Annotated in this window: 17 protein-coding genes and 1 pseudogene; 13 read left to right on the top strand and 5 right to left on the bottom strand. The window is 61.3% G+C overall.

The window, feature by feature from the left end; all coding sequences use genetic code 11:
• Positions 1-109 precede the first annotated feature (109 nt).
• Positions 110-408: pseudogene (locus JEY66_RS45565) on the top strand (integrase core domain-containing protein); the annotation flags it as partial.
• Between the two features lie 1,965 nt (positions 409-2,373).
• Entirely contained in the window at positions 2,374-2,610 is a 237-nt protein-coding gene (locus JEY66_RS34840; protein WP_155258909.1) for a hypothetical protein, read from the top strand.
• Positions 2,611-2,669: 59 nt separating this feature from the next.
• Here the strand turns inward: JEY66_RS34840 and JEY66_RS34835 are convergent, their stop codons facing one another.
• The 4 genes from JEY66_RS34835 to JEY66_RS34820 are packed head-to-tail and all read right to left on the bottom strand — an operon-like array spanning position 2,670 to position 12,789.
• Positions 2,670-4,037, bottom strand: a complete 1,368-nt coding sequence (locus tag JEY66_RS34835) for a hypothetical protein (protein WP_018270052.1) — start codon at positions 4,035-4,037, stop codon at positions 2,670-2,672.
• Positions 4,034-10,300: an AAA domain-containing protein gene (locus tag JEY66_RS34830; protein ID WP_026192351.1), complete on the bottom strand. Its 6,267-nt coding sequence runs from the start codon at positions 10,298-10,300 to the stop codon at positions 4,034-4,036. The genes JEY66_RS34835 and JEY66_RS34830 overlap by 4 nt, the downstream gene beginning before the upstream one ends.
• Before the next feature lie 9 nt (positions 10,301-10,309).
• A complete protein-coding gene (locus JEY66_RS34825) occupies positions 10,310-10,963 on the bottom strand; it encodes a 4Fe-4S cluster-binding domain-containing protein (RefSeq protein WP_018270054.1) in 654 nt (217 codons plus the stop codon).
• A complete protein-coding gene (locus JEY66_RS34820) occupies positions 10,960-12,789 on the bottom strand; it encodes an AAA family ATPase (protein WP_018270055.1) in 1,830 nt (609 codons plus the stop codon). Before JEY66_RS34820 ends, JEY66_RS34825 begins: the two co-directional genes overlap by 4 nt.
• Before the next feature lie 634 nt (positions 12,790-13,423).
• Between JEY66_RS34820 and JEY66_RS34815 the strand changes: the two genes are divergently transcribed.
• From JEY66_RS34815 to JEY66_RS34780, 9 genes are all read left to right on the top strand, one after another.
• Entirely contained in the window at positions 13,424-13,684 is a 261-nt protein-coding gene (locus JEY66_RS34815) for a hypothetical protein (protein ID WP_018270056.1), read from the top strand.
• 1,084 nt (positions 13,685-14,768) lie between these two features.
• Entirely contained in the window at positions 14,769-14,924 is a 156-nt protein-coding gene (locus tag JEY66_RS45560) for an AAA family ATPase (RefSeq protein WP_080586173.1), read from the top strand.
• Between the two features lie 426 nt (positions 14,925-15,350).
• Positions 15,351-15,869 (top strand): hypothetical protein, encoded by a 519-nt coding sequence (locus JEY66_RS34810; RefSeq protein ID WP_141382005.1) that lies wholly within the window; start codon positions 15,351-15,353, stop codon positions 15,867-15,869.
• Positions 15,866-16,450, top strand: a complete 585-nt coding sequence (locus JEY66_RS34805; protein ID WP_018270058.1) for a hypothetical protein — start codon at positions 15,866-15,868, stop codon at positions 16,448-16,450. The genes JEY66_RS34810 and JEY66_RS34805 overlap by 4 nt, the downstream gene beginning before the upstream one ends.
• 1 nt (position 16,451) lies before the next feature.
• Positions 16,452-19,868 (top strand): UvrD-helicase domain-containing protein, encoded by a 3,417-nt coding sequence (locus tag JEY66_RS34800; RefSeq protein ID WP_018270059.1) that lies wholly within the window; start codon positions 16,452-16,454, stop codon positions 19,866-19,868.
• A gap of 89 nt (positions 19,869-19,957) precedes the next feature.
• Positions 19,958-20,470 (top strand): hypothetical protein, encoded by a 513-nt coding sequence (locus tag JEY66_RS34795; protein WP_018270060.1) that lies wholly within the window; start codon positions 19,958-19,960, stop codon positions 20,468-20,470.
• Complete coding sequence (locus tag JEY66_RS34790) at positions 20,463-20,960, top strand: DUF7665 family protein (RefSeq protein ID WP_018270061.1); 498 nt, start codon at positions 20,463-20,465, stop codon at positions 20,958-20,960. Before JEY66_RS34795 ends, JEY66_RS34790 begins: the two co-directional genes overlap by 8 nt.
• A gap of 58 nt (positions 20,961-21,018) precedes the next feature.
• Positions 21,019-21,363: a hypothetical protein gene (locus JEY66_RS34785; protein WP_018270062.1), complete on the top strand. Its 345-nt coding sequence runs from the start codon at positions 21,019-21,021 to the stop codon at positions 21,361-21,363.
• A 10-nt stretch (positions 21,364-21,373) separates the two neighbouring features.
• Positions 21,374-22,873, top strand: a complete 1,500-nt coding sequence (locus JEY66_RS34780) for a hypothetical protein (RefSeq protein ID WP_141382007.1) — start codon at positions 21,374-21,376, stop codon at positions 22,871-22,873.
• An 86-nt stretch (positions 22,874-22,959) separates the two neighbouring features.
• On the opposite strand, the gene JEY66_RS34775 is transcribed toward JEY66_RS34780, so the two are convergent.
• Positions 22,960-23,151: a hypothetical protein gene (locus JEY66_RS34775; protein WP_240536955.1), complete on the bottom strand. Its 192-nt coding sequence runs from the start codon at positions 23,149-23,151 to the stop codon at positions 22,960-22,962.
• Here JEY66_RS34775 and JEY66_RS34770 point away from each other — a divergent pair.
• Together JEY66_RS34770 and JEY66_RS34765 are read left to right on the top strand one after the other, a co-directional pair.
• Positions 23,059-24,045 carry a metallophosphoesterase family protein gene (locus JEY66_RS34770; RefSeq protein ID WP_240536953.1) on the top strand — a complete coding sequence of 329 codons (987 nt, stop codon included), beginning with the start codon at positions 23,059-23,061 and terminating at the stop codon, positions 24,043-24,045. The genes JEY66_RS34775 and JEY66_RS34770 overlap by 93 nt on opposite strands.
• Entirely contained in the window at positions 24,045-26,723 is a 2,679-nt protein-coding gene (locus JEY66_RS34765; protein WP_018270065.1) for an AAA family ATPase, read from the top strand. The genes JEY66_RS34770 and JEY66_RS34765 overlap by 1 nt, the downstream gene beginning before the upstream one ends.
• Positions 26,724-26,732 lie beyond the last annotated feature (9 nt).

Below are 26,732 nucleotides of genomic sequence, written 5' to 3'. Positions count from 1 at the left end.
ATCGATCAGACTTTAGCGAAGAGATCCTCCCATTTTAGTCCCGAGCGGATGCTGGCCGTCGCTCCTGAAACCAACTCCTCCTTGGAGCATAACGTCACCTGACTTCTAGCCCATGCAGAATGCCTTTATTGAGAGCTTCAAAGGCCGGCTGCGGGATGAACTGTTGAAGAGACGCTATTTACCTCGCTGGCCCAGGCCCGCGTCGCGCTCAGATGCTGGCGCGCCGATTACAACGATGCACGGCCACACTCGCGGATCGGATGGCAGACGCCATCCGAGTTCGCTATCACCTGCCATCCCGCGCCGGGATCTGGCGCTGCGCTGTGTCGAGGGCCCCGCGCCAGCTCCGTCGCTACCACCGCCCAACCGGGCAAATCCAACAGCCGGGACGAACTCAGGACTGGATAAAACTTGGGGGCAAGGTCACCTCGACCGGCTCTTGCACCACAACTACGTGCTGACCATCCGCAGCGGCAGCTACCGGCTCCGCACCAACCAAAAGAGCGGCCTCATCGAGGTGCCCGCTGCTGACGCAGTCTGTTCGGCTCCGCCACTCTCTATCACGTTCGCGGCGGAGCAAATCTGCAACCAACATCATGAGCCCGAGAATGCGGGTGGTTCTCCATGACGGGGGCAGTTCCGGATGGCGTTTGACAAAGCGGGTGTCATCGCCATCTGTCGCTACGCTGTACGTTAGCACATGTGTCGGCGAGTGGCGCGATCCGATGCAAAATTGTGATCGAGGTGATTTCGTGCGCGTTGACGGCGAGTTTTCTGGCGCTCGAGTGGCGGACTGATATTATGTGGCGCGGTGACTTGGTCCGTAGACGTGTCGTTGCTGCTGCTGCAGGCGGAGGCGTACAGGGTGTACGGGATGATTTGCTATGGTCGCCTTCGACAGTCATGCGGTAGAAAGGCGCGGCGACATGCGCCGCCGCGCAGAATCATCTACCTACCGATCCTTTGGCTCGGCATTGATCCATAGTCTGTGCTGCGTGGAAAATTCGCGACTTAGCCGAGCTTCTTGCAATCATCGCAACGCGGCCTATTACCTTGACCGGCTTTGCGGTGCCATTGCTTGATCTGTTTTCCGGCCGGGCAGTTGTCGTGGTCGTGATAGACGTTGCGATGAGATGGCGGATATTCGAGCGAATCCGTGTGGTAGGCAGCAACCCTTGACATAATTTCCTCATTTGTCGGTGGTTGAGTGTAATTGTATCAATCAAAAGTTGATATTCGCAATTGGTATTCTGTAATTGGTATGCGGGCAGACGCAGTCGTAGTCCCGTGAGGCGCGCGAGCGAACGCAAGGGATCGCCGCCGCCAGCGATGCCGCGGCAGCGCTCGAAATTGACCAATGCAAACGTGCGGCGCGCGGCGATCAACACAGATCCCATTGCTCCCGGAAAGAGTTGCGAGGGTTACCGACACGGTAGGCGGCGTGGATCGCCAGGAGCGGGCGCCGAAGCGAGTGAAGTGCAAGCTACAGCTGCGCGCCGCCAGCAGTCACGCGGCATCACCTGAAAACTGATCTGCTGTTTGACGTCAGGTCTGCGTGCATTGTTGCAACCAGCCTCGATCCGCCAAGTGTGGCGCGCTGGCACAAGACGCCCCGCCAGCCGTGTTCCCCGTATACCGCGCTCGTCGCCGCAAACTGCGTCGCCCGGTCCCGATGATGGCTTCCAAATGTCTTCCAAGGTACGCGCCAGCTTCATCGATTTAAGATGGCCTCTACCTCGCACAACGACGCTGGTGAAATTCGTCGAAAAACGCGCTCGACCGAGGAATTTGAGCGTTAACGTGACGATCCCGTGCGCTCTGTCGATGGCATGTGTTGCTTGAGTTCAGCCACCCTGCGAAACACCATTTCGGTTTGAGTGACCGCAGCCAATTTCGCTGCCGCCATTGTTTCGGCGTGAGGCCATTCAAAAGCTTGAAAGCCAAGCAGAACAGCGCGAACCCTGACGATTGGGGTCAACGATTCTTGGATGCATATAGTTGGACTCGAATTGACCTCAATTAATGCTCTTGTTGTTGATGGGCAATTGCTCTTGTGGATGTCAGGGCTCCGTTGGATTCGGCATTACACCCCGGCCGGTGGATTCCCGACGTCCGCTCTCGGGGGTGTAAGGATCACATATGAAGACCGCGGCTATCGTTCTGCCCACTATCAATGCGCCTCACAGCAAACAGCTGGACGCGCAGGCGATCGTTTCTTGTCTTTCCGGCTGCCGCTAAGACTGTGCCCGGACACATGGCAGCTTTCTTCGGCGGAAAGTTGAGCCGTCCATGCGGAAAAGAGTTCGCACATCAGTTCGGCATCAGCGATGCGGAGCTTGCTGCTTCTGCAAAAAGCCTTTTCCTGCTATTCCGGTGAGCATTATCCGTTGGCAGCATGATATCTTCGATATCGCTGCCGCAAGCGATGGTCATTCCGCTGCCCTGATCCGCGCATGTCGACCGAACGTGATCGAAACCGTCGTTCAGATCGATAAGCCAAATCCCGAATTTGTGCGCGACGCAATAGAAAGTCTAATTATAAGGGATAGCTATCAAGGAGTTGCCGCAGAAGCTCTCGACCGCGCGAAAGAGATACTTCGGGCCGTGTGATCGTCGCCGGTATCTACAAGATTATTTCCTTTAGGCTGCGGCTGGTTTCTTACAGATTCTTAATTGTGACGGTTGAGTGGTCGTGCTCGATATAATCTTTCGGCATCAGCCGCTTCGTGGCTTGCACCCGGATCAGAGACGATCTTCAGGGGGAATTGACCGGCCGGCCTTGCGAATTCCATCGCAACGTTCCCGCCGGCTTTCGCGACCAACGTCCTCAGTCGATCGAACTCGCCGCACCAGATCGTTTCCATGTCGCGGTCACGATTCTCATCGTGAACTTCGGCCGAACTGCCGATACCGACGACTCGGACCTGGAGGAGATCAGATCTCGATCCGCCCAACAGTTCTACCCCGTAGCCAGCATTGGCCGCCTTACGCAGGACGATCTGGCCGTTCTGGACCCAGGCGGTCGCCATTCCCTCCGATACCTCGTATCCCAGGCTGGCAAGACCTTCGAGCACCGCACGCCTGCGTTCCTCGGCGGCCATCGCCTTGAATTCTTCCTCGATGAGAAAGTCTGCGCGCTTGACGAGTTCTTGCCCGTTGCTGCTAGCTGGCGAGGTGAGGGTCTGGTCGATTTCGCTCAGCAGCGAGGCCGCCTGCGGTGACTTCATCACAGAAAGTTCGGCGCGTCGCGCACGAAGCTCGTCTGCTAGTTTCGCACGGGCGCGGCCATCCTTCACGGCCGCTGCCAGGTCCAGCAAAAGGCTATCCGCGACAAGCGGTCTTCTCGTCGGCGGCTCTGCTTCCAGGAGCGCGACACGGTCTGCGAACGGGGAAGAATCGATGCCAAGGCCGCGCAACTCGCCCAGGACCGCATCGACGCGCGCCAAAGCGGGATCCTCCATCTCCTCAGGTTGTCGAGAAATCCATTCTCGCAACGTATCACGACGTTCGCCGGCGCCAAGCTGACTGGCAAGCTCGCGTTGGCGGTCTGTCGCGGTATCCGGCGCCGCCTGAGAAGGCAGCAGCAACAACGCTCTTGCCATAGCCGCTTCCAGGCGCTCGGAAGATGCACTCGAACCACTGAGCTCGCTTCGAATGTCGGCGGGAATCTCGACTTTCAGAGCCTGCAGCCTCTGCAGCAGCGCCTCGGCTGCCGCTCTCGAGCGTCTCAAATCACGCTTCGAGCGCGCCGCTATTTCAGCAGCTCTTTCGACGCGGCGCTCGGAGTCCACCTGAAGGAAGCCGATCTCAGCTGCGACCTGCTTCTGTAGTTCGACGAAACGATCGGCGTCGAGTAGGCGGCGAAGCTCGTCTCGCCGGGCTATGACCTTTTCGATATCGTTCTGCTCAATCGTCCCGTTGCGTCTACCCGCGGAGGTCCAGCTTTCGACCGCGGCGTCGAGCCGCGCCAGGTTGCGACGACAGATGGCGATGATCTCGGCTCGGGTAACGATCCTGAATGCTTTGGGCCCGCTCATTGTAATCCTCCCCCACGGAGCGCGTATTCTACAGCGTTCTTGAGCCGCAGGCGTTCGGCGTCTCCCGCATGAGTCCAAGCATATGACGAAACTCTGTGAACGTATGGGACGGCCCTCCCTAATACCTTCGGACGCCAGATCTCACGAGCACGCGCTCTCTGAAGCAATCGATGTCGCGGCGCGTCGCATTCGACGCCGATCGCGTAGAGGCCGGTCCGCGGATCGGTTACGGCGAAATCAAGGCTGAATGCGCCGCCATCGCGAGCCCGGCTGGCCTTGTAGCCATTCGCCTCCAGGAAGGCTTCGACGGACCTGGTGAAGCCGTCGTCCTCGTGATGTCCGGCTTCGTTGTGGGGACGCTGTTGGGTGACCATCCGCTCCAACAGAGTCTTGCCGGAGTCTGCAAGGCCGTCGGAGACGGTCCTGGCATATTCAAGGTAGCCTTGCAGATAGTCGCGCGGCACCCTGGGACCGCTCCGTCTCGTCAGCAGGTCCGATATCTCAACCGTCGGCATCGATGTGGCGATGACCACCTTTTCTCTTGCGCGCGTCACCGCGACGTTCAGGCGGCGCTCGCCGCCTGCGTGTCCGAGCGCGCCGAAGCTCTTGCGGAAGACGCCGTGCTCGTTGCGGCCGAAGGTCGTAGAGAAAACGATGATGTCACGCTCATCGCCTTGTACGTTCTCCACGTTCTTAACGAAAAAGCCCATATCCTCGCCATGCTCCATACGTTCGCGCTCGCGCATCAGTGCCTCACGGAATGCTGCATCGTTTTCGGCGCGGTCTTCCAGAGCATCTTCTATGGCGTCGGCCTGCTTGCGGTTGAACGTGACGACACCGACCGACGGCGGCGATGAATCCTCCCAAAGCTCGGATAGGTATGCCACGACATCGCTGGCTTCCTTTTGGTTCGTCTGGGCCTTGTAAGTGCCGTCCGAGCGCACCACTTCGATTGGTTTGAGTCTACGGATTGTTTCTTCGGGATGGCGAACGGGGACGCTAAGACCGTTGCTGTAGAATGAGGCGTTCGAGAATGAAATCAGTTCCCGATACTTCGAACGATAGTGCACCTGCAAAGTACGGGTGCGGAGTGCGGAGCGGGCGAGTTGGAGGAGGTCGGGACAATCCTTGATCTCTCGGCGGTTCCATGTCTCTGCGAAGGCCTCGCGCTCCTCCTCGCTCGCTCCTTCTTCTGGTTCTTCACCGTCGAATATCGCCGCTTCGTCGTTCTCGACCTTGCTCGCAAAGAATGAGGTCGGCGGCATCTGCTTTTCGTCGCCGCTGACGACAACAAGCCTGCTTCGGAATAAAGAGGGCAAGGCATATTCAACGGGCATCTGCGAAGCCTCGTCAAAGATGACGGTATCGAACAATCCGGCGCGAGGTTGCAGCACGCGGCTGGCGACATCGGGTGTCATGAGCCAGACGGGGCGGAGCGCGAACAGACCGAGCGGAGCGGCGCGATCGATGAATTCGCGCAATCTTAGTGCTCGCGGGCCGCGCAGCTTGGTGATCGCATCCCACTCGACCGTCGCACGCACTTTGCTGGCGTCGATACCTTGGACGAGAAGGTCCCTGTTGTATTGCCGGATCTGCGCGTCGGCTTCCGCAAGCGATTTGACCTTGGCTTCGACCTCATCGCCATCGAACAACACGTCAGGACTCGCACCCTCCATACCGGCCTTCCATGCCAAATGCGCCTCGCGGCGTATGGTGGCGCGAACGCAGCCGTCGAGATCTTCGGAAGCCAGTTTCGACAGCTCGGACTCCGTGGACCTGAGTGTTGCGAAGATGGCACGCTCCTTGTCACCAAGCCGCGAAGATCGAAGTCGATATTCCTGGTAACTGCTTAGCATCGGCAGAGCCTGCACGATCTGGTCAATGGCATTCGTATTGGAGCGACCATTCTCGATCGCCGAGCGTCTCGATCCGAGCCACAGTTCGTCGAAATATGTCCTAAGCCGGTCCAAAGCGGCGCGGCTCTGCTCTCTTATGTCATGCCTTTTGAGCGCGAGATCAGCCCGCTCAAAGAACGATCCGAGCTCTTCGGTGTTTCCGGCCGAGAGCGCCTTATCGAGCTCAAGCCGGCTCGGGCACCGATCGATGAGCGAATTGTGGCCCCCCAGACCCTCGAGGAACGAGCCAAGGCGCTCGGCGAAATCGGCGAGCTTACCAGGCGACAGATCCAGATTGGGGGCTCGCCCGAACAGGGTCGTGAAATAGTGCTCGAGTTCGCGCCTCGGCTGGCGCATGGCCAATTCGAGCTCGACCGCATAATACAGTGAGCTGATAGCGTCGTTATCCTGCGGGAGTTGCAGCGACGCAAGAAACTGGCGTACACGACGCGTTCGCAGCCAATGTAGCGGGTTGATCCATTGTAGGGCACTTGCCGGCAGGCGAACCTGGCCCGCGAGCTCTCCAGCGGAGCGCAGCTCATCCTCATTCAAGGCGATCAGCTTGGAGCAAAAGTTCGGCTTGTAGGCTGGGCCATTGAGCGATGAGAAGATTTCCTTAATCGCCGATAGGCCCTCGAGAATACGCGCAGCTTCCGATGCCCCATCCTCGACGCTGCGAAACAGCGGCCGCAATCGAGCGAGATTTGCGCACACCGAATCGCTGATCGAACGCAGCTCGCCCGCTTCGACGAGCCAGGATCTAAATTCCGCCGCATCCGGTATTGTCAGGCAGTTCGAGGTCTCAGCATCGGTCTGTTCGCGCCGGGCATCGGCTTGCAAAAATGCTTGCAGAAGCGAGGCGAGTGCAGCCGCGGTTCCTCGGTCGGGATTGAACGGCTTGAGGGCGGACAGGGGATTGTCTTCGAATTTCGACGACAGCCAGAACTTCGCGAGCGGAGCGCAATTCTCCTCGATCGTTGCCACATCTGCGGGATGTAGATCCGACAGCAAAGGCCGGAGCTCAGGAGCCTCGATCGGCTTGGCTCTGCCTTCTTCGATCGCGAGCAGTTCGCCGAGCAGCGCTCGATAGGACAATCCGGTCCGATCATCCACGGAATGGAGCGCGATTTGCCGGCGGTCCAGCTCCATCTCGAGCGTCTCGATGCGCGCCGCGAGGCGCTCTCGCTCTCGCTTCCAGGCCGGAGACCCTCCGGGGGGCAGATTGTGCAACGCCTGGACCTGCGAACGGACCGCACCCACGATCGCCTCGCGGTCGCGATTGGCGTCGGTGATCATGACGAAGCGATCGCTCAGGCGCTCCTTGTCCAAACGTTTGCGCACGACTTCGAGAGCGGCTTGCTTCTGACAGATCACCAGGAGTGATTTTCCCGTGCCGATGGCGTCCGCGACCATATTGACGATGGTTTGGCTCTTGCCAGTTCCGGGAGGTCCTTCGATGACCAGTCCCGGGGCCTGACGCGCTTCCAAGACGGCCGCCTCCTGCGAAGGATCGCTGTCGGCCGTGAAGTATCGCTCGACCTCCTTCACTTGCGGCGATGCAGAAGGCTCCGGCTGCTGTTCGTTCAGACGGAGCGCGGCCTCGAGCGCTGTCGCCGTCGGAGGTAGGCCCCGGAGGGTCTCGAGATCCTTCATGACGGCCTGACCCATGAAGGCCAGATGGAAGAGCACGGCTGCAGGTACCAATTGGCGTTCCTGCGCTGCGACCTCGACGTCCTTGCCCGGAAGCGCCGTCAATTCGTTGCCGACTGGCTGGGCCAATCGGCTGAAGGCGTCCATCACCGCCTGGACGGACAAGCTTGCATGGGTAAGAAGCTCGTTGGCCGCTTCTTGCCAACGTCTCGCCTCCGGGATGCCAACCATTCCTTCGAGAGCCGGATTGACGAGAACGTGCTCGATCTCCGTGTCTGGGTTTCTGTCACGTCCGTATCCCAACGTGACATGACCGCGATTTCCGACCTCGGGACTGACGCGCACCGGCCACAGCAGTACCGGCGCAATCCGCGGTCTCGCATTCGGCCGATGATCGCGCATGATCAGGAATGGAAATCCCAGATACAGGCCATCGATGCCGGTATCGCGCTTGTAGAGCAGCGCGTGGGAGTGCAACGAGCGCAACCGTCGCTCAAGGCTATCATCATCGGCAAAAGCCGCCGGATCGAGGTTCACGATCCGGTTCGTGCGGCCAAGCAGCTGATCGAGAATCTCGCCCGCCGGCACCCTGGACGTATCGAGTTCGGTGAGATCGATCCTGGCCGATTTGCCAATCAGCATCCGCGTCAGCGGCCCGCGCAATACTCCGCCCGAAATCCGCTTGGCGAAAAAGTCCAAGATCGTCGAGACGTAGCCTTGCTTTGGAAGCGGTTTCCACGTCTCGGGGGGCACACAGAGAAGGGCGAGCGCGCGCCCAAGAGGCATCCGTCTGTCCAGACGGAACTGGTCCGCCCACTCGTCGACTTCCTTGATGCCGCATCTGGCAAAGTTCTGAATACGCTCGTCGATCGCCTGATAGATCTCGCGACGTGGCCGGCCAAGGAGGGTCGTCGTTTCCTCGGCGGAAAAGTTGCTAAGACCGGCCGCCGACGCTTCCTTTTCGGCTTCTTCGATGACCTCGGCAACCGAGCGGAACTGGTTCGAGGTCGCGCTGAGCAGGATGAGGAGATCTTCTTCCGCCGAAATGCGGCGCTCAGTGAGCGCGGCCACGCCGGCGTGATCGGTGTCGGGGAAAAGCTTTCGCCGTTCTTCCCAAAGCGCGGCCAGGCGGGCCATAGAGGTCGACAGAAGGTGGACGCGCAGAGCATCTTCGTCGACCGCGATTTCCAGCTGGTCCAACCGCTTTCGCACCGTGTCGGAGCGGACCTTCAGGCGCCAGAGCCAATCGTCCGGATCAATCTTCCGGAGCAGATCGGGTGCCGGGCCGGTGATCAGACTGTAGCCGTCGCCCGGGTGATCGAGCAGCCAACCCGGTGTGACGATATTACCTCTGACGATCAGAGGCATCGACGGGTTGAGCGTCTTAAGAGAGATGGAAAGCTTCAAATCCTCCTGAAGATCTTCGGTGCGCAGGATTTGCCTCAGACCCGCCGCTATCGCCGCTTCGAAGCCGGCTTCGGCAGCCCAACTTGCAACCGCGCCTCTGAGGACGAGGGTCTTGGCTTGGTCCCAGTTCGTAGCTTCAGCCGCTGCCAATGCGAATGTGTTTGCAGATCGATATTGCTTGCCACCCAGCGAAATCGAGGCGTGGCCCTCTGTGTCGCCCGCTCGGTCGGCCGCTGGAGCCGAGATGGTCTCTCCGCGCAACCAGGCTTGAACTTCCTTCCACTGCCAGCGCTGGCGCCTGTCACGGGCCAACAAGCCGCGAAGCAAGGTGTTGATCCGCTCATCCAGACTTTCAGGCAGGTGTACGCCGTTGGTCAGAACGTGGATCAGAAAGGCCTGCTCGTTGATACCTGCGAAGCACGCGCCTTGGGTGATCTTTTCCAGCAAGATCATCCCCATGCTCCACCAGTCGGAAGCCGGCGCGACGCCGCCGGCTATCGCCTCGGGCGCCATATAGCGGGTGGTTTCGAGCGGAGACACGATATCGAGGTCGAATTCGGAGAGCCGTGCCGATCCGAAGCCACTGATGACGAGGTCAAGCGGGTCCCTTGAGCGCACGAAGATGACGGAAGGGCGGAGATCCCTGTGTCGCAATCCAGCTTCAGTGAGGGCGTGAACGGCCTGCGCTAGCTCGCCGACCAGCTTCGCTACGGCCGCCGGATCTGTCGGATCGACGGCGAGATCCGTCAGCGTGCCGCCCTTGAATTCCTCCGCGACCTCATAGGCGCGCTCTTGCCAGCGACCGGTGGCGAAGAATTCCGGGACGTGATCTCGAGGGAGCTTTAAGAGCAAATCATAGATCGCTTGATCCGGCTCCGCGCCTATCGCGTAAAGCGTGAGTATTCCCCGTTGACCGTCCGAGCCGCGCGTGGCGACGAAGCGTTCGCGGACTGCACTGGATGAGGCGATCCGGTCCTGCAGGCGCCAGCCGTCCACGATGGTTTCGCCCTCGGGCGCGAGCTCCGGCCCTGGCATGGGTTCGGCCGCTGAGGGCGCTTCCTGCCGTTCGATGATCGGCTCGCCGCAGACACTGCAGATCAGGTCGCCGGGAGAGCCCTGATGACCGTTTCGGCAGATCGGAACGCTCGCAGAGGGATTTACAGGTGGATTCGGCTTCAGTCTCGTCGCACCACGCGGCGTGATATCGACCGTCGACAGGTCCCAGCCGCAGGTTAGGCCATTCAACGTGCCTTCGCAGAAGATCTCGGTGACGGGACGTTCGGTGGTGCAGTTCGGACAAAGTCTGATCATCATTAAATTCTAAAGAGAGGGGAAACGGGTATCTTCCGAAATTCCAAGCGTCGATCCGCTGCCTTCGAGCATATGTTGCAGGCGCCGGAAGTCGCCGCGCGCGGGAATGCCCGCAAGCCAGACGTCTCCGTTATCGTCGAACATCACGTCGAACGCGCGATCTTTTTCGCCGATGGGGCGGTCGAAGCTCTCGAACCGAGCGCGGCCTAAGGGAGTCAATAGATGCAGCTCCTGATTGTCGCTGCCACGAAGCGCCATGGTCTGCGCCTCTTCGATCTCGAACGGTCCGGAAACGATCGCGTCGATGAGCGATGGTGAGGCCGCGAGCGCATCGCAGATCGTGGGCCAAGAATACCCGGTAAAGACCAGGATATCGGCGTCCGTTCGAGTTCGCAGGCCTGTCAAAAGATCGAACAAGGCCTCGCGCTGGTCGAAAGGCTCTCCACCCGAAATCGTAATGCCATCGGCTATCGAAAGCCATGGGGAAACCGCCTCGACGACCGCCTCTACGACCGTCGTTCCGCGTCCGTGCACCCAAGTGTCCATGGAGATGCACCCTGGGCAGCGGATCGAACAACCTTGAAACCAGATCCCGATCCGTCGGCCGGGACCCAACGTCGTGACCGGGAAATGGATGCGCGACAGATTGACCATCTTTTTCATGGGGGCGGCTCGCTTACGAGCTCGATCGTCGTCGATGGGCCAGGGCGGACGCTTTCGATCCTGTATCTGCGGCCGGCTCCTGCTCCGTTATCGAACAGAGCCCGCGAGAGCGGGTTGATGAGATGAGATTCCACCTGGTTGCGGATACCTCGGCCGCCATTCGAAAGATCAGCCACGCACAGGCCGCGAAGCACCTCCCGGGCAGCGCTGCTCAACGTGACATCATAGCCGAGCGAATTGACGTCCTTGAGCAAATTGTCGACCATCTGATCGAATATCTCGTTTGCGACCTCGGGACGAATGAAGTCGAAAACGATGACGTTCTCTCCGATGCGGTTCAATATCTCGGGCCGGTTGAGAACCTGTTTGAAGTGCCTTTCGATCTCGCCTCGGACCTTGCTGCGCACCGCTTCGAACGTCTCGTCGGGCGTGACGTCGGCAATTCTTTCGCCGGACGGTCCCGGTACGTAGATGCCTAAATTAGACGTGAAGACAATGAAGGCTTCTGAAAAATAGACGCGATCGCCTCGTCCGGAGGTCAGGACGCCGTCATCGAGGACCTGGAGGAATTTGTCGAGAATCCTCGGATGAGCCTTCTCGATCTCGTCGAACAGGACGACGCTGAAGGGCTTTTCGCGGATCGCGTTCGTAAGCTCGCCTCCGACGTCATATCCGATATAGCCGGGCGGTGCGCCGATCAGCCGCTGATCGGAGTGCTCGGCGCTAAACTCCGACATGTCGAAGCGGATATATGCAGATTCGTCGCCGAACAGCAGGCTCGTGATCGTTTTCGCCAGTTCCGTTTTGCCGACGCCGGTGGGCCCAGCAAGGAAGACCACGCCCCTTGGCCGGCCGCCCCGCGGCGATTGGCCGATCCCGGTCACCGCGCGCTTGACGATATCAAGCATATGCGTGACTGCGTGAGACTGTCCCTTGACGCGTCGCCTGACGAATTCTTCGCCCGAGCTGATCTTATCGCGGCTGATCTTGCGCCAGGGATCCTCGGTCACGCCCACTTTGAAGCGCCGCACGGCATCGCCGATCCGATCGAATTGGACGCCCTCGCTGCGGGCGAGCTGCGCGACCGCGCTCACGTCCAGTAACAGAAGGCCTTCGGTCTCATCCACGAATGCTTGAGTGCACTTCTCTAATTCCGATTGTTCCGCGTCCTGCGCACCCGGAAGACCGCGGACAAGAGAGCGGATCATGCTTCTTCTCGCAAGATGATCCGGTCGTCCGATCGGGATGTGTCTGATCTTCGGGTTTCCGATCAGGAACCAGTCGGACAGATCGCCCTCCTTGTCGACGATCCAGACCACCGTATTGAAGAAGGGCAGGCGCTTGTCGCCCGCCGGACGCGCACGCGCCGCATGAGAGAGGATCAGCGCCCGGGAGAAAAGCTGGTGCTCGGCAGGTGATAAGGCGTCGTTTCGGGCGACCAGTCTGGAGGCAAAGTCGACGATCAGGGCCGAGGGTTGTCCTTCAGCGGTGACGTGCCGCTCAAGCGTCGTCGATAGAAGGTCGATCCCGCCTGCCGCAGCGCCACCCGTCGGCATCAGACCCAATCGCGTGAGGCAGCTTCCGTCCCCCGGCTCGATATCTCTAAATCCGTTCAGAACATCGAACCATGCGATCTGGGCGTAACCAGCTGCCTTCAAGACGTCCGGCAAGACCCTGGATAGGGGCGCTGCGGTCACCTCGCCCGGAACAATTTCGTGCATCTGAAGGTCGCGGGTATTGCCCGAGAGCACGAATTGGCTGCGCAGAGGCAGAAAGCGCCGCAAATCGCGGAGCCATCTGGCTTTTTCGACCGATCTGTCGTGCAACGAGAACGCCCCCTTGTACCCGTGTTACGCGATTATAAGCTATCCTACTCGCCGATTTCGAGAGGATTTCCCAGGAGTCCATAGGGAATTGGGATAAGCCGGTAAGAGGAAATAGGCAGAGCGGCCGAGATCCCGCGGCTCGTAAATGGGGAGCATCGAAGCGGAGCATTCGTCAGATGCCGGCGATTTGGCCAAGTGATTTAAGCATCTATACCCGGCAAAAACGCGATTTGAATGTCGCTGCTGCCGACCTCGAAGATCATTCAAGGAGATCTGGCTCCATTCCATGCGCGCTGACTGCTGTGAGGCAGCATCGTTGGCGACGGCGAACGACCGATCGGTGGGAGCTGAGGACACAGATTTCGGCCCAAGATGCAGGTTTCGCAGGCATCGGCTCGATCGCGAACTGATCGCACCTGTCGATCATCTTGAAGTCACCTAGCGCGCGCAAATGACCGAACCGGCTATGGCTCCGCGGCGGAAAGAATTCGCGACGGCAGGCAGCACATCGTTACCCTCAGAAGAGATGAGGGACGCGCTGCGGTACGGCTGAGGAGATGCGCCCGACGGTCCAGCGCGTCCAAGTTCGTTTCGACCTGACCTTGAAATACGCTTAAGGGATCTTCAGGCGTTCATGAACAGCAAAAAGAAGCGCGCCTCCGGCACGGACATCACGCTCTCCTCGATGGTGGAGTTTATTACCGAAAGGGTTCTGGAACCTAGCCGCGTCATCGTCGATAGGAATCTTCTGCGGCTCTATCTATCAGCCGATGGAATGATGCACGATGAGTTTTGGTCGGCATGGGTGGAAGGGCGCTCCATTGGTCTAAGGCGGCCCGCGACGTCCCAGATACGGCGCGACTTCACAACACGGTCTACGAACGGCTTGCTATGAAATCTGTACGCAACTACACGAGCTTCGGCCCGTATCGACCGGTTGCCTTGCAGAACCATCTCAAAGCGAAAAAATACTTCGAAGATGACGTGAGCCATCAGGAAAAATCCCCTGACGCAACCCTGTAAGCCGGACCCGTAGTCATGCGACCTTCAATGTTGATGAACCTTAGGCGCGTTTCGTGAAGACTCACCAGGATCTCGCACAAGCCTCCTGGGGCTGGTGCCAACGCCACTGCGCTCTTATTTCAAGCGGGCGCGTTGCTGTTTGCAACTGAGCCGGCCGAGTCCCTGCTAGCTGTTGAGTGTTTCCGAGCGGTTCTTCGAGAGCTGGCGTGGCAGCGGTGCCATCCGGGATCGCGAGCTATCGGCCAATTGCTATTCTTTTTGGCTGTCATCTGGACGCCGTCGTCGCCTCTTTGCGATCAGGCCGAGAAGCACGAGTACGGACCCAGCAGCTATCATGAGAACCGCGATGATTTTCTCCCAATCCACGGTTAAGGCGTTCACAGCTATTGCTCTCCTCCGATAAGCGCACGCTGTTTCATGGCGCCAACCAGTGCCAGAGCTTGATCCTTGACGAGCCCAGGACCCAGCTCCAACGGTTCGATTGTGGTCGAAATGACGAGAAAGAAACGCCCCAGCGATACAGGCTGAGGCCAGAGCAACTTGGTCCGCCGATCATAGATCAGCGCTCCGACATGGGGGATATTTATGGATATGCCGATGATCGAAGCTTTGGCGACGCTTTCGCGAGAAGGCGTCGGGTCGGCACGGCAACAAGCAGGGCGCATACGAAAGGACCAAGCGTCTCACTTACAATACGTTTGCTCCGTTCGCTCTCGTAGAGCACTATCGGTATCTCATGCTGTTCGCTAGGTCACAGGTACTTGCATGAGCACTAGCTGAATCGGGAAGCCATGAACGAAAAAGGTCTGTCCGAAGCGTGCCGAGCGTGTCTTCTTCCGTCCGGAGGCAATCACAAGCGGACATAAAATCAGTTATGTTTTCTACGGCTACTCTTATTTCAGATGGCTCTGCGTGCTATGTGATTGCAGTACTTATATGTTGCAACCAGCGCCTTGATGCAAATCATCTCAGTTCGCGTAAGGAATTTTCGTGCGTTCGTCGATGAGACGGTTACTTTCGAGCCGAGCACCTGCCTTGTCGGTCCGAATGGTGCAGGCAAGTCGGCGGTTTTGGCAGCGCTTAACATTCGCTGCTCTCGATCTTGTCTTTGAGAACGGTCCGGCGTCCGATTGGTACGGGTAGTGGTGTGGCATAATCAGAAGCCTCCCGGGCTAGCACAAAATCGGATTGCACGGCTGTGATCCCATCTCTATACGCGAGCATTACGCCAGATCGGCAATTTCAGGTAGTCGCGCATGCCTCGTCCACTTCGCAAGACTAAAGCAGACGGAACGTTTTATCAGAGACGCCCAGAGATCGAGGCGTCCCTTGACGGGCTGCTCTCGCAACCGAGGGCGTCGATCGTCGATCGATGCTCCGTATCGGATCCGACGGAGTTCGGATATCTCCCGTCCGAATGCCTGCTTCACCTGGTGAGGGAGGCCAAGTTCGACAATTCCGATGACCACTTTGAAGCTCTCTACAGGGTGCTAAGGCGGCGGGTATTGGCGAGGCTGCCACGACCTGAAGTAGGACACATGCCGGAAGGAAATTCATTGGAATCTCAGACTAAAGTCGATACCGGTGAGGCCGTCATGTTCTGGTTCGAGGAACTTTTGATGCTGGATCGTCAAGGCTACGAGGAACGGCTCGATTATTTGGAGGTCAATTTCGATCACGCGGTAGCGGCTGCGAGGACGACGGCGAAGCGGAGTGCTCAACGCCGCGAGAATCGGGCGGTTCCGATGACCTACGACGATGAGACGAGCGAATTGAATGCCGAGATTGAGAAGGCTGCCGCCGGTCAAAATCCGATGTCGGACTCGAAACTTGACGATCCCGGTTACCGGTCGAGGCTGTATGCTGCGATTGAACGCTTACCGGAGCCGCTACGTCTAGTCGTGGTGTTGCTGCTGAAGGGCTATCCGATCGAATCGAAGGAGCATGGGGTCCGCGATATCGTCAGCATTCTCGGATGTGCCGAGAAGACCGTGCGAAATCGCAGAAAGAGGGCGTTCGAGGTGCTCCGGCAGGCACTTGACGAGGAAGAGACATGACTACCTTGAAACCGGACATGCCTTTGGAGGAGGTGCTCCTCGCATTCTCCATGGAGCCCGCACATGACAGGTCAACGCTCGATCATTACCTCACTCTTTATCCTCAATACACCGCGGATCTGCTCGACTTGTCGCTCGGCCTCTGCATCAAAGGTCGAGGAATCTCCGACGCCGTCGAGGACGAAGACACTTTTCAACGCGCCTTGAAGCAATTGCGAGGTGGCGGCCCGGCCGCGACCCGTAGCTCCGCGAATCCCTTCGACGCATTCCGAGGAGCTTCCTTCGTCGCCTTGGCGGACAGATTGCGAGTTCCCAGGTCAGTACTCATCGCGTTTCGCGATCGCCTCGTGGTCGCGTCCTCCGTGCCTCAGCTCTTTCTGGCTCGGATCGCTCGCGCCGTTCAGATCACAGTCGCCGATCTGCTCGCGTACCTCGCCCTGCCGCCAGCGGTGGCAGGCGCCGTTAACTACAAGGCCGATGCCAAGCCGGCTTCGTCGGAGAAGGTGACGTTCGAGGCGCTCCTCGATTCGTCCGGCGTCACTCCCGAGCAGAAGGCGGACATCTACACGTCGTCCGAATAGCATGGATTCGATCGAGCTCGCGCGTCAGACCGCGGAACGGCTCCATTCGGAAGCCGTCGCGCGCGGCGCCGACCCCTGGAAGCCCTACGAATTCGCGACCGCCGAAGCGAAGAGGCGTGGCATCGTCGTCGAAAAGCTGCCGAAGGGCGACGTCCGACTGCGTGGCGCCCTCGCGTTGTGGGATCCCGATGCGCTGACCGTGCTCCACGAGGACGCCGGCGAAGATTTCGGAAACGCTTTCCTCGTAGGTCATGAACTGGGTCACATGGAACTTGGCGGGGCGAGTGAGGAAAACCTCTCGCTTGCAGCCGACCCTTCGCGGCCTGCGGAGGCGGCCCCGGTCGGCGCCGACCGGGTGATCGATTACGGTCGGCGCGAGCGTCGCGAAGTCCAAATGGACTTGTTCGGCCGCGAATTCCTTCTTCCCCGATCTGCCGCCCGGCGGCTCCACGTCGAAGAAGGCATGAGCGCGTCCGCCATCGCGTCGCGGCTGGGAGCTCCGTTCGGCGTCGTGGCGCAGCAGTTGTTGGACGGTCTGCTGCTGCCCGCCGTGACCGTCGACGTGCGTCCGCGCGAAGAAAAGCCGCTCAACGACGAACAGAAGGCGGCGGCGCAGCATTGGGGCTCTCCTTTTCTACTGGAGGCCGGGCCGGGCACCGGCAAGACGCAGACCCTCGTCGGAAGAGTCGAATGGTTGCTCGACATCAAGAAGGTGCCGGCTGACGAGATTCTCGTGCTCACTTTCTCCAACAAGGCAGCCGGAGAACTCGCGGACCGGATCGCGGCGAAGCAGCCGCGGGCCGCCGCGGCGATGTGGATAGGTACCTTCCACTCGTTCGGGCTGGACATCATCCGCCGGTTCTACGAACGCTTGGACCTGCCGCCGAACCCCCGCATGATGGATCGCACGGAGGCCATCGATCTGTTGTCCGACGGGTTTCCTCGACTCGACCTGACCCACTATCAGAACCTTTGGGATCCCTCATTCGAGATCAGCGACATCCTCGCGGCGATTTCGCGCGCCAAGGACGAGGTTGCGGATGCTACCCGCTATGCCCAACTCGCCGACGGCATGTTCGCCGCGGCGTCGTCCCCGGAGCAGATCGAGGCGGCGGAGAAGTGCAAAGAGGTCGCCAAGGTCTACGCTTTCTACGAAGCCTTGAAGCGCGAACGGAAGTGCTTGGACTTCGGTGACCTCGTATCTATGCCTGTGCGGCTCGTCGAGTCCGACGGCGTGGTTCTGGAGCACCTCCGTGGCCGGCACCGCCATATCCTGGTGGATGAATTCCAGGACGTGAATCGTGCCAGCGTACGCCTGCTCAAGGCGATCGCCGGCGATGGCGCGAACCTGTGGGTGGTCGGCGACGCCAAGCAATCCATCTACCGGTTCCGCGGCGCTTCCTCCGTGAACGTGGCGCGATTCGGCAAGGAGGATTTCGCCGGGGCGAAGCGCGGCAGATTGACGGTCAATTATCGATCTACCAAAGAGATCGTCGACACTTTCGTCGAGTTCGCCAGCCGGGACATGAAGGCCGCCGCGGGTGATGAGGTTGGTCTGAAGGCGGAGCGGGGGCGTTCCGGTGTCAAACCGCAATACCGGGCGGTCGACGTCGCCCCCGACGAGATCGTGGCCGTCGCCGAGGCGATTGCCGAGAACAGGGCTGCCGGCATTTCCTACCGGGACCAAGCGGTTCTCTGCACGGGAAACGAACGTCTTGGGCGGCTTGCTTCCGGCTTAGAGAGCCTCGGCGTTCCGGTGCTCTACCTCGGCAGCCTGTTCGAGCGGGACGAAATCCAGGAACTGCTGTCCTTGCTCTCGATGCTGACGGACCGCCGGGCCATGGGCCTCGTCCGCGTGGCGACCATGCCGGAATTCCGCATGGAGCTTTCGGATGTCGGCGCGGTCATTCAGTATCTGAAGACCGCCGATGACCAGCCGGTGGAGTGGCTCGAGCGGATCGTCGATATTTCGGGCCTGTCGCCCGCCGGGCAGGAAGCACTCACGAAGCTTCGCATCGCATTTGATGGATTCGACTCCAAGTCCGATCCTTGGTCCGTCGTCGCGAAATTTCTGCTCGACCGGACGAGAATCGCCGCGGGAATTTCGACGTCCGATCTGATGTCGGTCAGGGCTCGCGGCGTCGCGATGTGGCAGTTCATGAATTTTGCGAGATCGCAACCCGCTGCGGCAGGCTTGCCGGCGCGGCGTCTGCTCGATCGCATCCGGCGGCTGGTCCTGCTCTCGGATGAGCGGGACCTACGCGAATTACCGGCCGCCGCGCGGGGCATCGATGCCGTCAGACTCATGACGATCCACGGCAGCAAGGGCCTCGAGTTTCGCGCGGTACATATCCCGGGCATGAACGCAGACACTCTTCCCAGGTCGCCCAACCATGTCAGGGGGTGTCCGCCGCCCGACGGGATGGTGGAGGGAAGTCAAGGCACGGGCCTCGATGTCGTCAAGGCGGGTCACGTCGAGGAGCAGGAATGCCTGTTCTTCGTAGCGCTATCTCGAGCCCGCGACCGTCTTCTGCTGTACTCGCCGACCAGAACGGTCAACGGAAGAGCGCGAACGCGGTCTGCCTTCGTCGATAGACTTGGCGGCACGATCGAGAGCGGATCGGTCGATCCGCGCTCCTCGCTTCCTGCCCCTTCGGATGATCTTCCCGTCCCCGTTGGATTTCCGACCGGAATTCTGCTGACAGACCACAAGCTGGGGCTATTCGAGCGCTGTCCAAGGCGCTTTCTCTACACGCACGTGCTCGACGTCGGCGGAAGACGGACCGAAACGCCCTTCATGCGGATGCACGGAGCGGTGCGCGCGGTCGTCGAGGGGCTCATCCAGGATGAGTCGACCGACCCGTCGTCCGCCGAACTTGACGATCGGCTCGCGAACGCCTGGGATCTTCAAGGTCTCGACGACCAAGGCTATTCGGGCGACTTCAAGCTCGTAGCCAGGCAGCTTGTCGCGTTCTTCGTAAAATCCCGATCGGGATATGACAATCAGCCGATCGCCGAAATGCGTTTGACCGTGCCTGGCGGCGAGATCGTAGTCAGACCAGACGATGTGTTAATCTCCCGGGACGGGCGAACGCATGTTCGATCCGTTCGGACGGGGCATGCGGGTTCCAAGGATATGGAGTCAGTATCCACGGCCGTTTTCGTATTGGCGGCGCAGGGCAGCTTTCCTGGCTGCATCGTCGATCTGGTTCACCTGAGCGATGCGGCCGTCAATGCCGTGTCGATGAAGCCCAAGACCTTGGCCAGCAGGAAGGCGGCCGCCGGCGTAAACTTCGACGAGATCCGGGCTGGCCGGTTCCCGAGGAAGGAATCGGTCCGAACCTGTCCCAGATGCCCGGCCTTCTTCATATGCGGCCCGGTGCCCGGCGGGACCTTCGAAAAGCATTTCGAAAAATAACCGGCCGAACCGTTACCGGTCGGCGGATCTTGCGGCGATTGGTCAGTTGAAGGCGGCCCACCGGGGGCGCCGGCAACGGAGATCAACCCATGAATTCCCACAACAATCAGTCGACGGAGGGGAGCCTCGTCGAAGAGGCGGTCCACGTCGAGATCGAAATCGAGGATCGTATCGAGATCTTGACCTTGCCCGCGAGCGGCGAAGTCGAGCTGGTCGAGGTGATCCGCGAAAAACTCGCGATCGGCGAGGATTTCCATTTCTTCGAGCGCGGGCGCGACGAGCCATTCAAACATCACGATCGCGGCCGCAAGCACGTCCGCGTGGTCGCCCACCGCTGTCACGAGGTGAAGCTCGAGGTCCGCTTCGAACAGCATTCCAAGCCGCACCACTTCAAGCCCTCGACCACGGTGTTCAAGGCGCTGCAGTGGGCGGTCAGCAAGCACGCCTACGACCTCGATCCGACGAATGCGGCGAAGGCGAACCTGATCCTCCCCGACGCCGAGACGCCGCTGCCGCGCGATGACGTGCTCGGCAAGTACGTCAAGCCGGGCCACTGCACGCTCGTGGTCGACCTGACGCTCAAGGACTTCAGCAATGGCTGAGGAGACGAAGTCCGCCTCGCAGCGCTCGCTCGAAGATCAGCTCGGCTCCGTCCGCTTTCAGGCCGGAGCCGAGGAAGGCCGCTGGAAGGTTCTCCGCTACGCCTATCCGACGCTCGAGGTCGAGGTCACGGCCACCGACCCCTTCGGCGGCCGTACGGCGAGTTTCCAGTTTCAGCTCGTGTGCGACAACTTTCCGGCACAGGGCCCTTTCGTCCAGTATTGGGATCATGCGACCCGCTCTCGACCGGCGCCGCCAACCAACAGCTCTCCCGGGGTGGTCGATGCCTTGAAAAACTGGGAGCACGTTCCCGGCCAGCACGGCGGCATCTACCGGGCGTGGCAGCGTCACGCGGCTATGCACAACGCCTGGGCCACGAAGAGGCCCGACGAAGCCTGGCGGCGCGACCGTCACATCAACTTCATCATGGAGAATCTCTATGCGCTCGTTGCGGAACACGCTGCTTGGTTGGCTCGGTCTAGCGCCGCCTAGGCTGCGGTGCCGGCGCAAGGCGTGGGATGCCGGGGTCGTCGAGCTGGAACGCCGCACGTTGAACGGCCGCCGCGAAAGCGGCGCCTACTTGCTCGGAAACCACCGGCCGGATGGCAGCCGGGAGATTTCGGAGTTCGTCTTCTACGACGACATCGACCCGGCTGCGCTCGCGACCGGCATCGTGACCATCCGTCAGACGGCGTTGCCGCGGCTGTGGCAGGTCTGCCGGTCTCGAGGGCTGGGCGTGGTCGCCGACGTGCACGTTCATCCGCATGGCTACAGCCAGAGCGACTCGGACCAGGCCAATCCCGTCATCCCGCGCGTCGGCCATCTCGCACTGATTCTGCCCAACTCGCGCGCGGGCGGCCACTGCCGGGCTCGATCGGCATATACGAATTCCTAGGCGCCGGAAGGTGGGCTTCGCACAGCGCCGAGGGCACGCGTTTCTTCAAGTTGGAGGGCGGATCATGACGAAGTTCTGGAAACGCTCGCGCATCACCAAGGCATTCGCCGACGCCTCGCAGGTCGAATCGTTTGCGGAAGCGGAAGCGCTCCTGGATTCCGTCAGGCTGGAAATCGTCGTCGGCGACGACCAGATCGAGACACCGGCGGGGCAGGCGGCGGCGCTCACGGCGGTAGCGACCGGCAAGAAATGCTTCGGCAGCGTCAACATCGTCGCCGCCAAGGACGCCGCGTTAGTCGCGAAGTTGCCGGTCGGCAGATCGGTGCTTGCGGCCGCCCAGTGGCTTGGTGCGCGACGGGCGGATGCGCCGAGTCCCAGGGCGACACATCGCATCTGCATCGGTGACGTGCCGGCCGCCGCGGTCTGGAGCATCGCGTGCTGGTGGAATCGATGGTTGGCGGGCATGCGTGCGTTCACGGACGACGCCGTCGGGGATTCGCGCCTTGCGCTCGCCGGCACGTTCGCCGGCGCGCTCGCGGTCAGGCAGGTATTCGCCTGCGCCGTCGCCGGTCGCAACGTCCTTCCGCGCGACGAGAGGGTATCGTTGTGGTCGCCTTGGACGGAGGCCAAGGACGAAGAAACCGGTCCTGAGCGTTTCGACGTGCCGGACAAACTCTGGCTGCTCGGGCTCGGCCATCTCGGTCAGGCCTTCGTATGGAATCTCTGTCTGCTCGGCGGCTCCGGAGAGAGACTTGCGGTGCTGCAGGACGATCAGCTCGTCGCAGAGGAGAACGAGGCGACGAGCCTGCTGGTGTCGCCGGGGGGCCGACAGCTCGGCCGCAAAAAGGCCAGAGCGGCCTCCGCCTGGCTGAAAGCGAGCGGCTGGCGGACCGACATCATCGAACGACGACATTTCGGCGACATCGCCTTGACGAAGGACGACCCGCCCTACCTCGTGTCGGGACTGGACAAGGTGGAGCCGAGACTCGTTCTCGCCAGACATGGATTTCCCTACATGATCGATGCCGGCATCGGGCACGGGCCGGGGGATTTCGAGGGAATTCAGATCAGGACGATCGCGAAGGGCCAGGCGATCGACGGGCTCTGGGGCGCGCCAACGGCCGGCGCCGCAAGCAGGGTGGAGATGCTCCAGGACAGTCCGGCGTATCGGGAGCTGGAGCGCCACATCGGCCGCTGCGGAACGTTCGAATTCGCCGAAGCAAGCGTGGCGGTGCCATTCGTCGGAGCGGCGACCGGAGCGCTGACGTTGGCCCATATCATTCGATTGGCTTCGCTCGAGGCCGTGCCGAGGCTGTTTCAGATCGAGCTCGGCGCTCCGCAGATGGTGACGTCGGCTGAGATGCTGCCGCTGCCGAATGTAAACCTCGGCAGCCACGAATACCTGCTTGGAGCTGCGCGCGACTCGGCCAGCCGCGACGCGGAGGATGAAGTCAAACGGCGTCGCTCGAGACGGCCCGCTATCCACAGCGGCGGCGAAAACGCTGGTTAATCAGGGAGAGCGGCGTCAACGTCCGCCGAAAGGGAATCACGTCATGCGAATCATCCATTCCGCCGACTGGCAGATCGGCAAAGTAATCAAGCAGTTCGGCAAAGGAGGAGACGCTGCGGCAGGCGCGCCTCGCCGCCATCGAACGCCTCGGCGTTCACGCGAGAGGCAACGGTGTGCGGCACGTCCTGGTCGCCGGCGATGTCTACGACAGCGAGGCGCCAAGCGCCCATACACTGCGCGCGCCGATCGAGCGCATGAAGGCGTTCGTCGATGTTCATTGGCACCTGCTTCCGGGCAACCACGATCCACATCGACCGGAGGGAGTCTGGGACCGCGTCGCGCAGCTCGGGTTGCCCGAGAACATCAACCTTCATCTGGCGCCGATTCCGGCGGCGCTTGACGAGAGCGTCATCCTTCTGCCGGCGCCGCTGCACCGCAAGAGTGAATTCGACGACATCTCGGCGTGGATGGACGCGGCGCAGACACCGCCCGGCGCGCTGCGGATCGGACTGGCGCACGGATCGGTGGTCGACTTCGGCAGCGGAGGCGAGGCCTCCAATCCGATCGATCCCGCGCGCGCGGCGAAGGCGCACCTCGACTATCTCGCACTCGGCGACTGGCATCGCACGCTGCAAGTGGGTCCCAAGACGTGGTATGCGAGAACGCCTGAACCCGATCGTGCGGGCGGCCAAGAGCAGGGGACCGCGCTCCTTGTCGATATCGCGGGGCCGGGCGCACCTCCTTCGATTACGCGCCTCGTCACCGGCACCTATCGGTGGGTCAGCCGCTCGGAGCGGATCGACGGCGAGGAAGCTTCCGCCGATCTCGATCGGCGGCTGCGCGAGGAGGCCGACCTATCGCGGTTGATCCTGCGCCTTAAGGTGGAAGGCAGCCTGCCGTTGGCCGCGTACGGAGAGTTCCGGCGCCGCATGACCGATCTCGACGCCGCGGTGTTCGATCTAGACCTGGATGAGGCCTCGCTGGCGGCGCGGCCGACGGAAGCGGATCTGGAGGCGATCGATTTTGACGGCGTGCTGCGGCGCTCCGCCGATCGACTGAAGAACGTTGTCGACGACTCCGCCGCCGCGCCCGAACTGCGGCGGCGGGCCGAGGAGGCTCTCGTCGAGTTGTATCTTCGCGCAGCCGGCCGCGCTCGCGAGGAGGCCGCCTGATGCTCATCAACGCACTCACCGTCGAAGGAATCGGTCGGTTCGGCGGCGTCGCGCGCGTCGATGGTTTCGGAGCGGGCGTCAACGTGCTGGCGGCAGGCAACGAGGTCGGCAAATCGACGCTCTTTAAGGCCATCCGCGCCTGCCTTTTCGTGCGTCACGACAGCAAGACCCAGGAGCTGAGGGATCTGGGATCCGACGACAGCCAGCTCCCCGCAACGGTTGAGCTGGACTTCGAACACGAGGGCAAGCGTTACGTCATCAAGAAGAGCTTTCTGCGTTCTCCCTCCGCTTTGCTGACGGAGAATGGTCGTGAGATTGCCCGCGCAGCCGAGGCCGACAAGGCCATCTGGGACATCTTGGGAATGGCACCCGGCAGCGGACGGAGCATCGACGAGGGAGCCTTCGGCCTCCTGTGGGTCGGCCAGGGGGCTTCTTTCAGCGCGCCAGTCCCGGGCTCGGGCGCCTCGTCGCTTCTCAATTCCGCCATCGAATCTGAAGTCGGCGTGCTCGTGGGCGGCGAGCGGGCGCGGTCGGCGATCGACGAGATCACCGGCGAGATACGGCGGAACATGACCGATAGCGAGCGCGCCCCGCGCAGCGACGGCCCCTTGTGGCGCGCGCGCGAACGATTGGAGCAGCGGCAGAAATCGGAAGCAGACGCTTGCGCGAAGGTCGCCGCTCTCGAGACGCAGTTCGCGGAGCTGGCCCGTTATCGGAGGCGGCATCGCGAGGTGACCGATCCGACCGCCTTGGCACAAATGATCCAAGAACTTGCGGACGCCCGAAACGGTCTGCGCGAGGCGCAGGCTGCCCATCAGGAGATCCGCAGCCTTGAAGCGGAGACCTTGTCGGCGCGGCGTGCGCTAGAAGGCGCGGCTCAACGCCTGCGCCAAATTCGCGAAATCGCCCAGCGCATCGATCGCAACCGTATCCTCGAAGCGGATTTGGGGGCAAGCCTGCCGGGGCATCTTGCGCGGGAACAGGAGGCGCGCATGTCGCTCGCGCGCACCACGGGGCTGTCGGCGGCGATGGAGAGCGAAGCCAAGGAATTGACCGTCAGGGAGCAGCATCTCGCGCGACTGGCCGCGGCGGTGCTTCGCGCCTCGCGCAAGGACGAATTGAATCGGCGGCTGGATGGGCTCGAACGGGCCTCCGGCAGCCTCACGGAAATCGACGCCCAGATCTCGCAGGTCTGCATTGATCCGGAAATCGTCGATCGGATCGACGATCTCGACCGCCAACTGGCGTCGTTAGATGCCCAGCTATCGGCGGCGGCGGCGACGTTGGCGATCGAAGTGGGCCCGGCGGGTGTCGGCCAAGTGCGGATCGGCCCGCTCGACGTCGACGGCAGTCACGCCGCGACCGTGTTGGCGCCGACCAGGATCACGATCGGAGAACTCGCGACGATCACGGTCACGCCGGCTCTTCATCCCCGGCACGAAACGCGGAATGCTCTTGATGCCCAGAGGTCGACGCTCCTCGCGACCGCAGGGGTGGGAAGCGCAGCGGAGGGGCGTGCGGCTCTCGCGCGCCGCCGCGAACTCGAGCATAACCGGCGCGGCATCCTCGCCGAGCTCAAAGGCCTGGAAGCGGGCCAGGATCCGGTGAAGGCTGGCGCGGTGATCAGATCCGAGCTCGCCGAAATCCAGGCGGCTATCGACGCAGTTCTTGCGACGACCGGCCGAGCGGCCTTGCCCGGTCAGGCGGAGATCGATGCTGAGAGTCTCGATTGCGAGCAGGGGCGAGCTTCGCTCGAAGCCCGACGCGAAAAGCTCGCGGCTGTCCGACAGGAGCATCAAAAGGCAGTGGAAGCCGCTGTCGAGCGACGCGCCGATCTCGCGACAAGGCTGGAATTCGTCCGTAAGAGCGTCGTCGAGGATCTCGTCCTTTGCCCCGACGCCGACCGCGCGGCCCGCGATGCCGCGCTCGTCGCCGAAGTGGCGGCATGCGAAACCATGCAGCAGACCAAGACCGCCACGCTTGCCGCCGTCCAACAGACAGCACCGGACTCCGCCGAGATCGAGCGCCGCGAATTGCGATGCGCGCGGCTCGAGAAGGCCATGGAAAACCACAATGCCGAGCTCATGTCGCTGGAGCGCGACATCGGCCGGCTCACCGGACAGATTCAGGCGGCCGGCGGCGACGGCGTCGGCGAAGCGTATGCCGCGGCCCAGGAACAACGCTGCATTGCCGAGCGCGAATACGCGCGCATCGAGGAACGCGTCTCCATGCTTCAGTTGCTGCGCGATACCGTCGGCGACTGTCTCGCCGAAGGCCGGGAGCGCTACTACGAGCCCGTTCGGCGGCATCTGCGGCCTTATCTCAACGAACTCTTCCCTGGGGCGGAACTCGAACTGGGCGAGGGCTTCGCGATCACTGGATTTAAAAGGGCGCGTTCGGAGAGTTTTAAGCGGCTCTCCGGCGGTACGCAGGAGCAGATTGCGGTTCTTGTTCGTCTCGCCATGGGCACCTTGCTGGCGGAACGCGGCGGCAACGTGCCGATCATCCTGGACGACGCGCTGGTCTATTGCGACGACGAACGTATCAACATGATGTTCGACGCGCTCAGCCGGGCCGGACGGCACCAGCAGATCATCGTGCTCACCTGCCGTCTGCGTTCGTTTGCTCCGCTTGGAGGAAATTTGCTGCGGGTACAGACGAGCGGCGAACTCCAGTAACGGGAAAGC

This window comes from Bradyrhizobium elkanii USDA 76, from assembly GCF_023278185.1.
Taxonomy (GTDB): domain Bacteria; phylum Pseudomonadota; class Alphaproteobacteria; order Rhizobiales; family Xanthobacteraceae; genus Bradyrhizobium; species Bradyrhizobium elkanii.
Note: the sequence above shows the minus strand (reverse complement) of the source record. Positions and strands in the feature narration are given on the sequence as shown.

Excerpts from the sequence above, each read along its gene's own strand:
- JEY66_RS34835 (WP_018270052.1), bottom strand. The coding sequence starts at position 4,037 with ATGAGCGGGCCCAAAGCATTCAGGATCGTTACCCGAGCCGAGATCATC.
- JEY66_RS34830 (WP_026192351.1), bottom strand. The coding sequence starts at position 10,300 with ATGATCAGACTTTGTCCGAACTGCACCACCGAACGTCCCGTCACCGAG.
- JEY66_RS34825 (WP_018270054.1), bottom strand. The coding sequence starts at position 10,963 with ATGAAAAAGATGGTCAATCTGTCGCGCATCCATTTCCCGGTCACGACG.
- JEY66_RS34815 (WP_018270056.1), top strand. The coding sequence starts at position 13,424 with ATGAACAGCAAAAAGAAGCGCGCCTCCGGCACGGACATCACGCTCTCC.
- JEY66_RS45560 (WP_080586173.1), top strand. The coding sequence starts at position 14,769 with ATGCAAATCATCTCAGTTCGCGTAAGGAATTTTCGTGCGTTCGTCGAT.
- JEY66_RS34810 (WP_141382005.1), top strand. The coding sequence starts at position 15,351 with ATGCCGGAAGGAAATTCATTGGAATCTCAGACTAAAGTCGATACCGGT.
- JEY66_RS34805 (WP_018270058.1), top strand. The coding sequence starts at position 15,866 with ATGACTACCTTGAAACCGGACATGCCTTTGGAGGAGGTGCTCCTCGCA.
- JEY66_RS34800 (WP_018270059.1), top strand. The coding sequence starts at position 16,452 with ATGGATTCGATCGAGCTCGCGCGTCAGACCGCGGAACGGCTCCATTCG.
- JEY66_RS34795 (WP_018270060.1), top strand. The coding sequence starts at position 19,958 with ATGAATTCCCACAACAATCAGTCGACGGAGGGGAGCCTCGTCGAAGAG.
- JEY66_RS34790 (WP_018270061.1), top strand. The coding sequence starts at position 20,463 with ATGGCTGAGGAGACGAAGTCCGCCTCGCAGCGCTCGCTCGAAGATCAG.
- JEY66_RS34775 (WP_240536955.1), bottom strand. The coding sequence starts at position 23,151 with ATGAACATCGACGAACGCCTTCATGCGCTCGATCGGCGCGCGCAGTGT.
- JEY66_RS34765 (WP_018270065.1), top strand. The coding sequence starts at position 24,045 with ATGCTCATCAACGCACTCACCGTCGAAGGAATCGGTCGGTTCGGCGGC.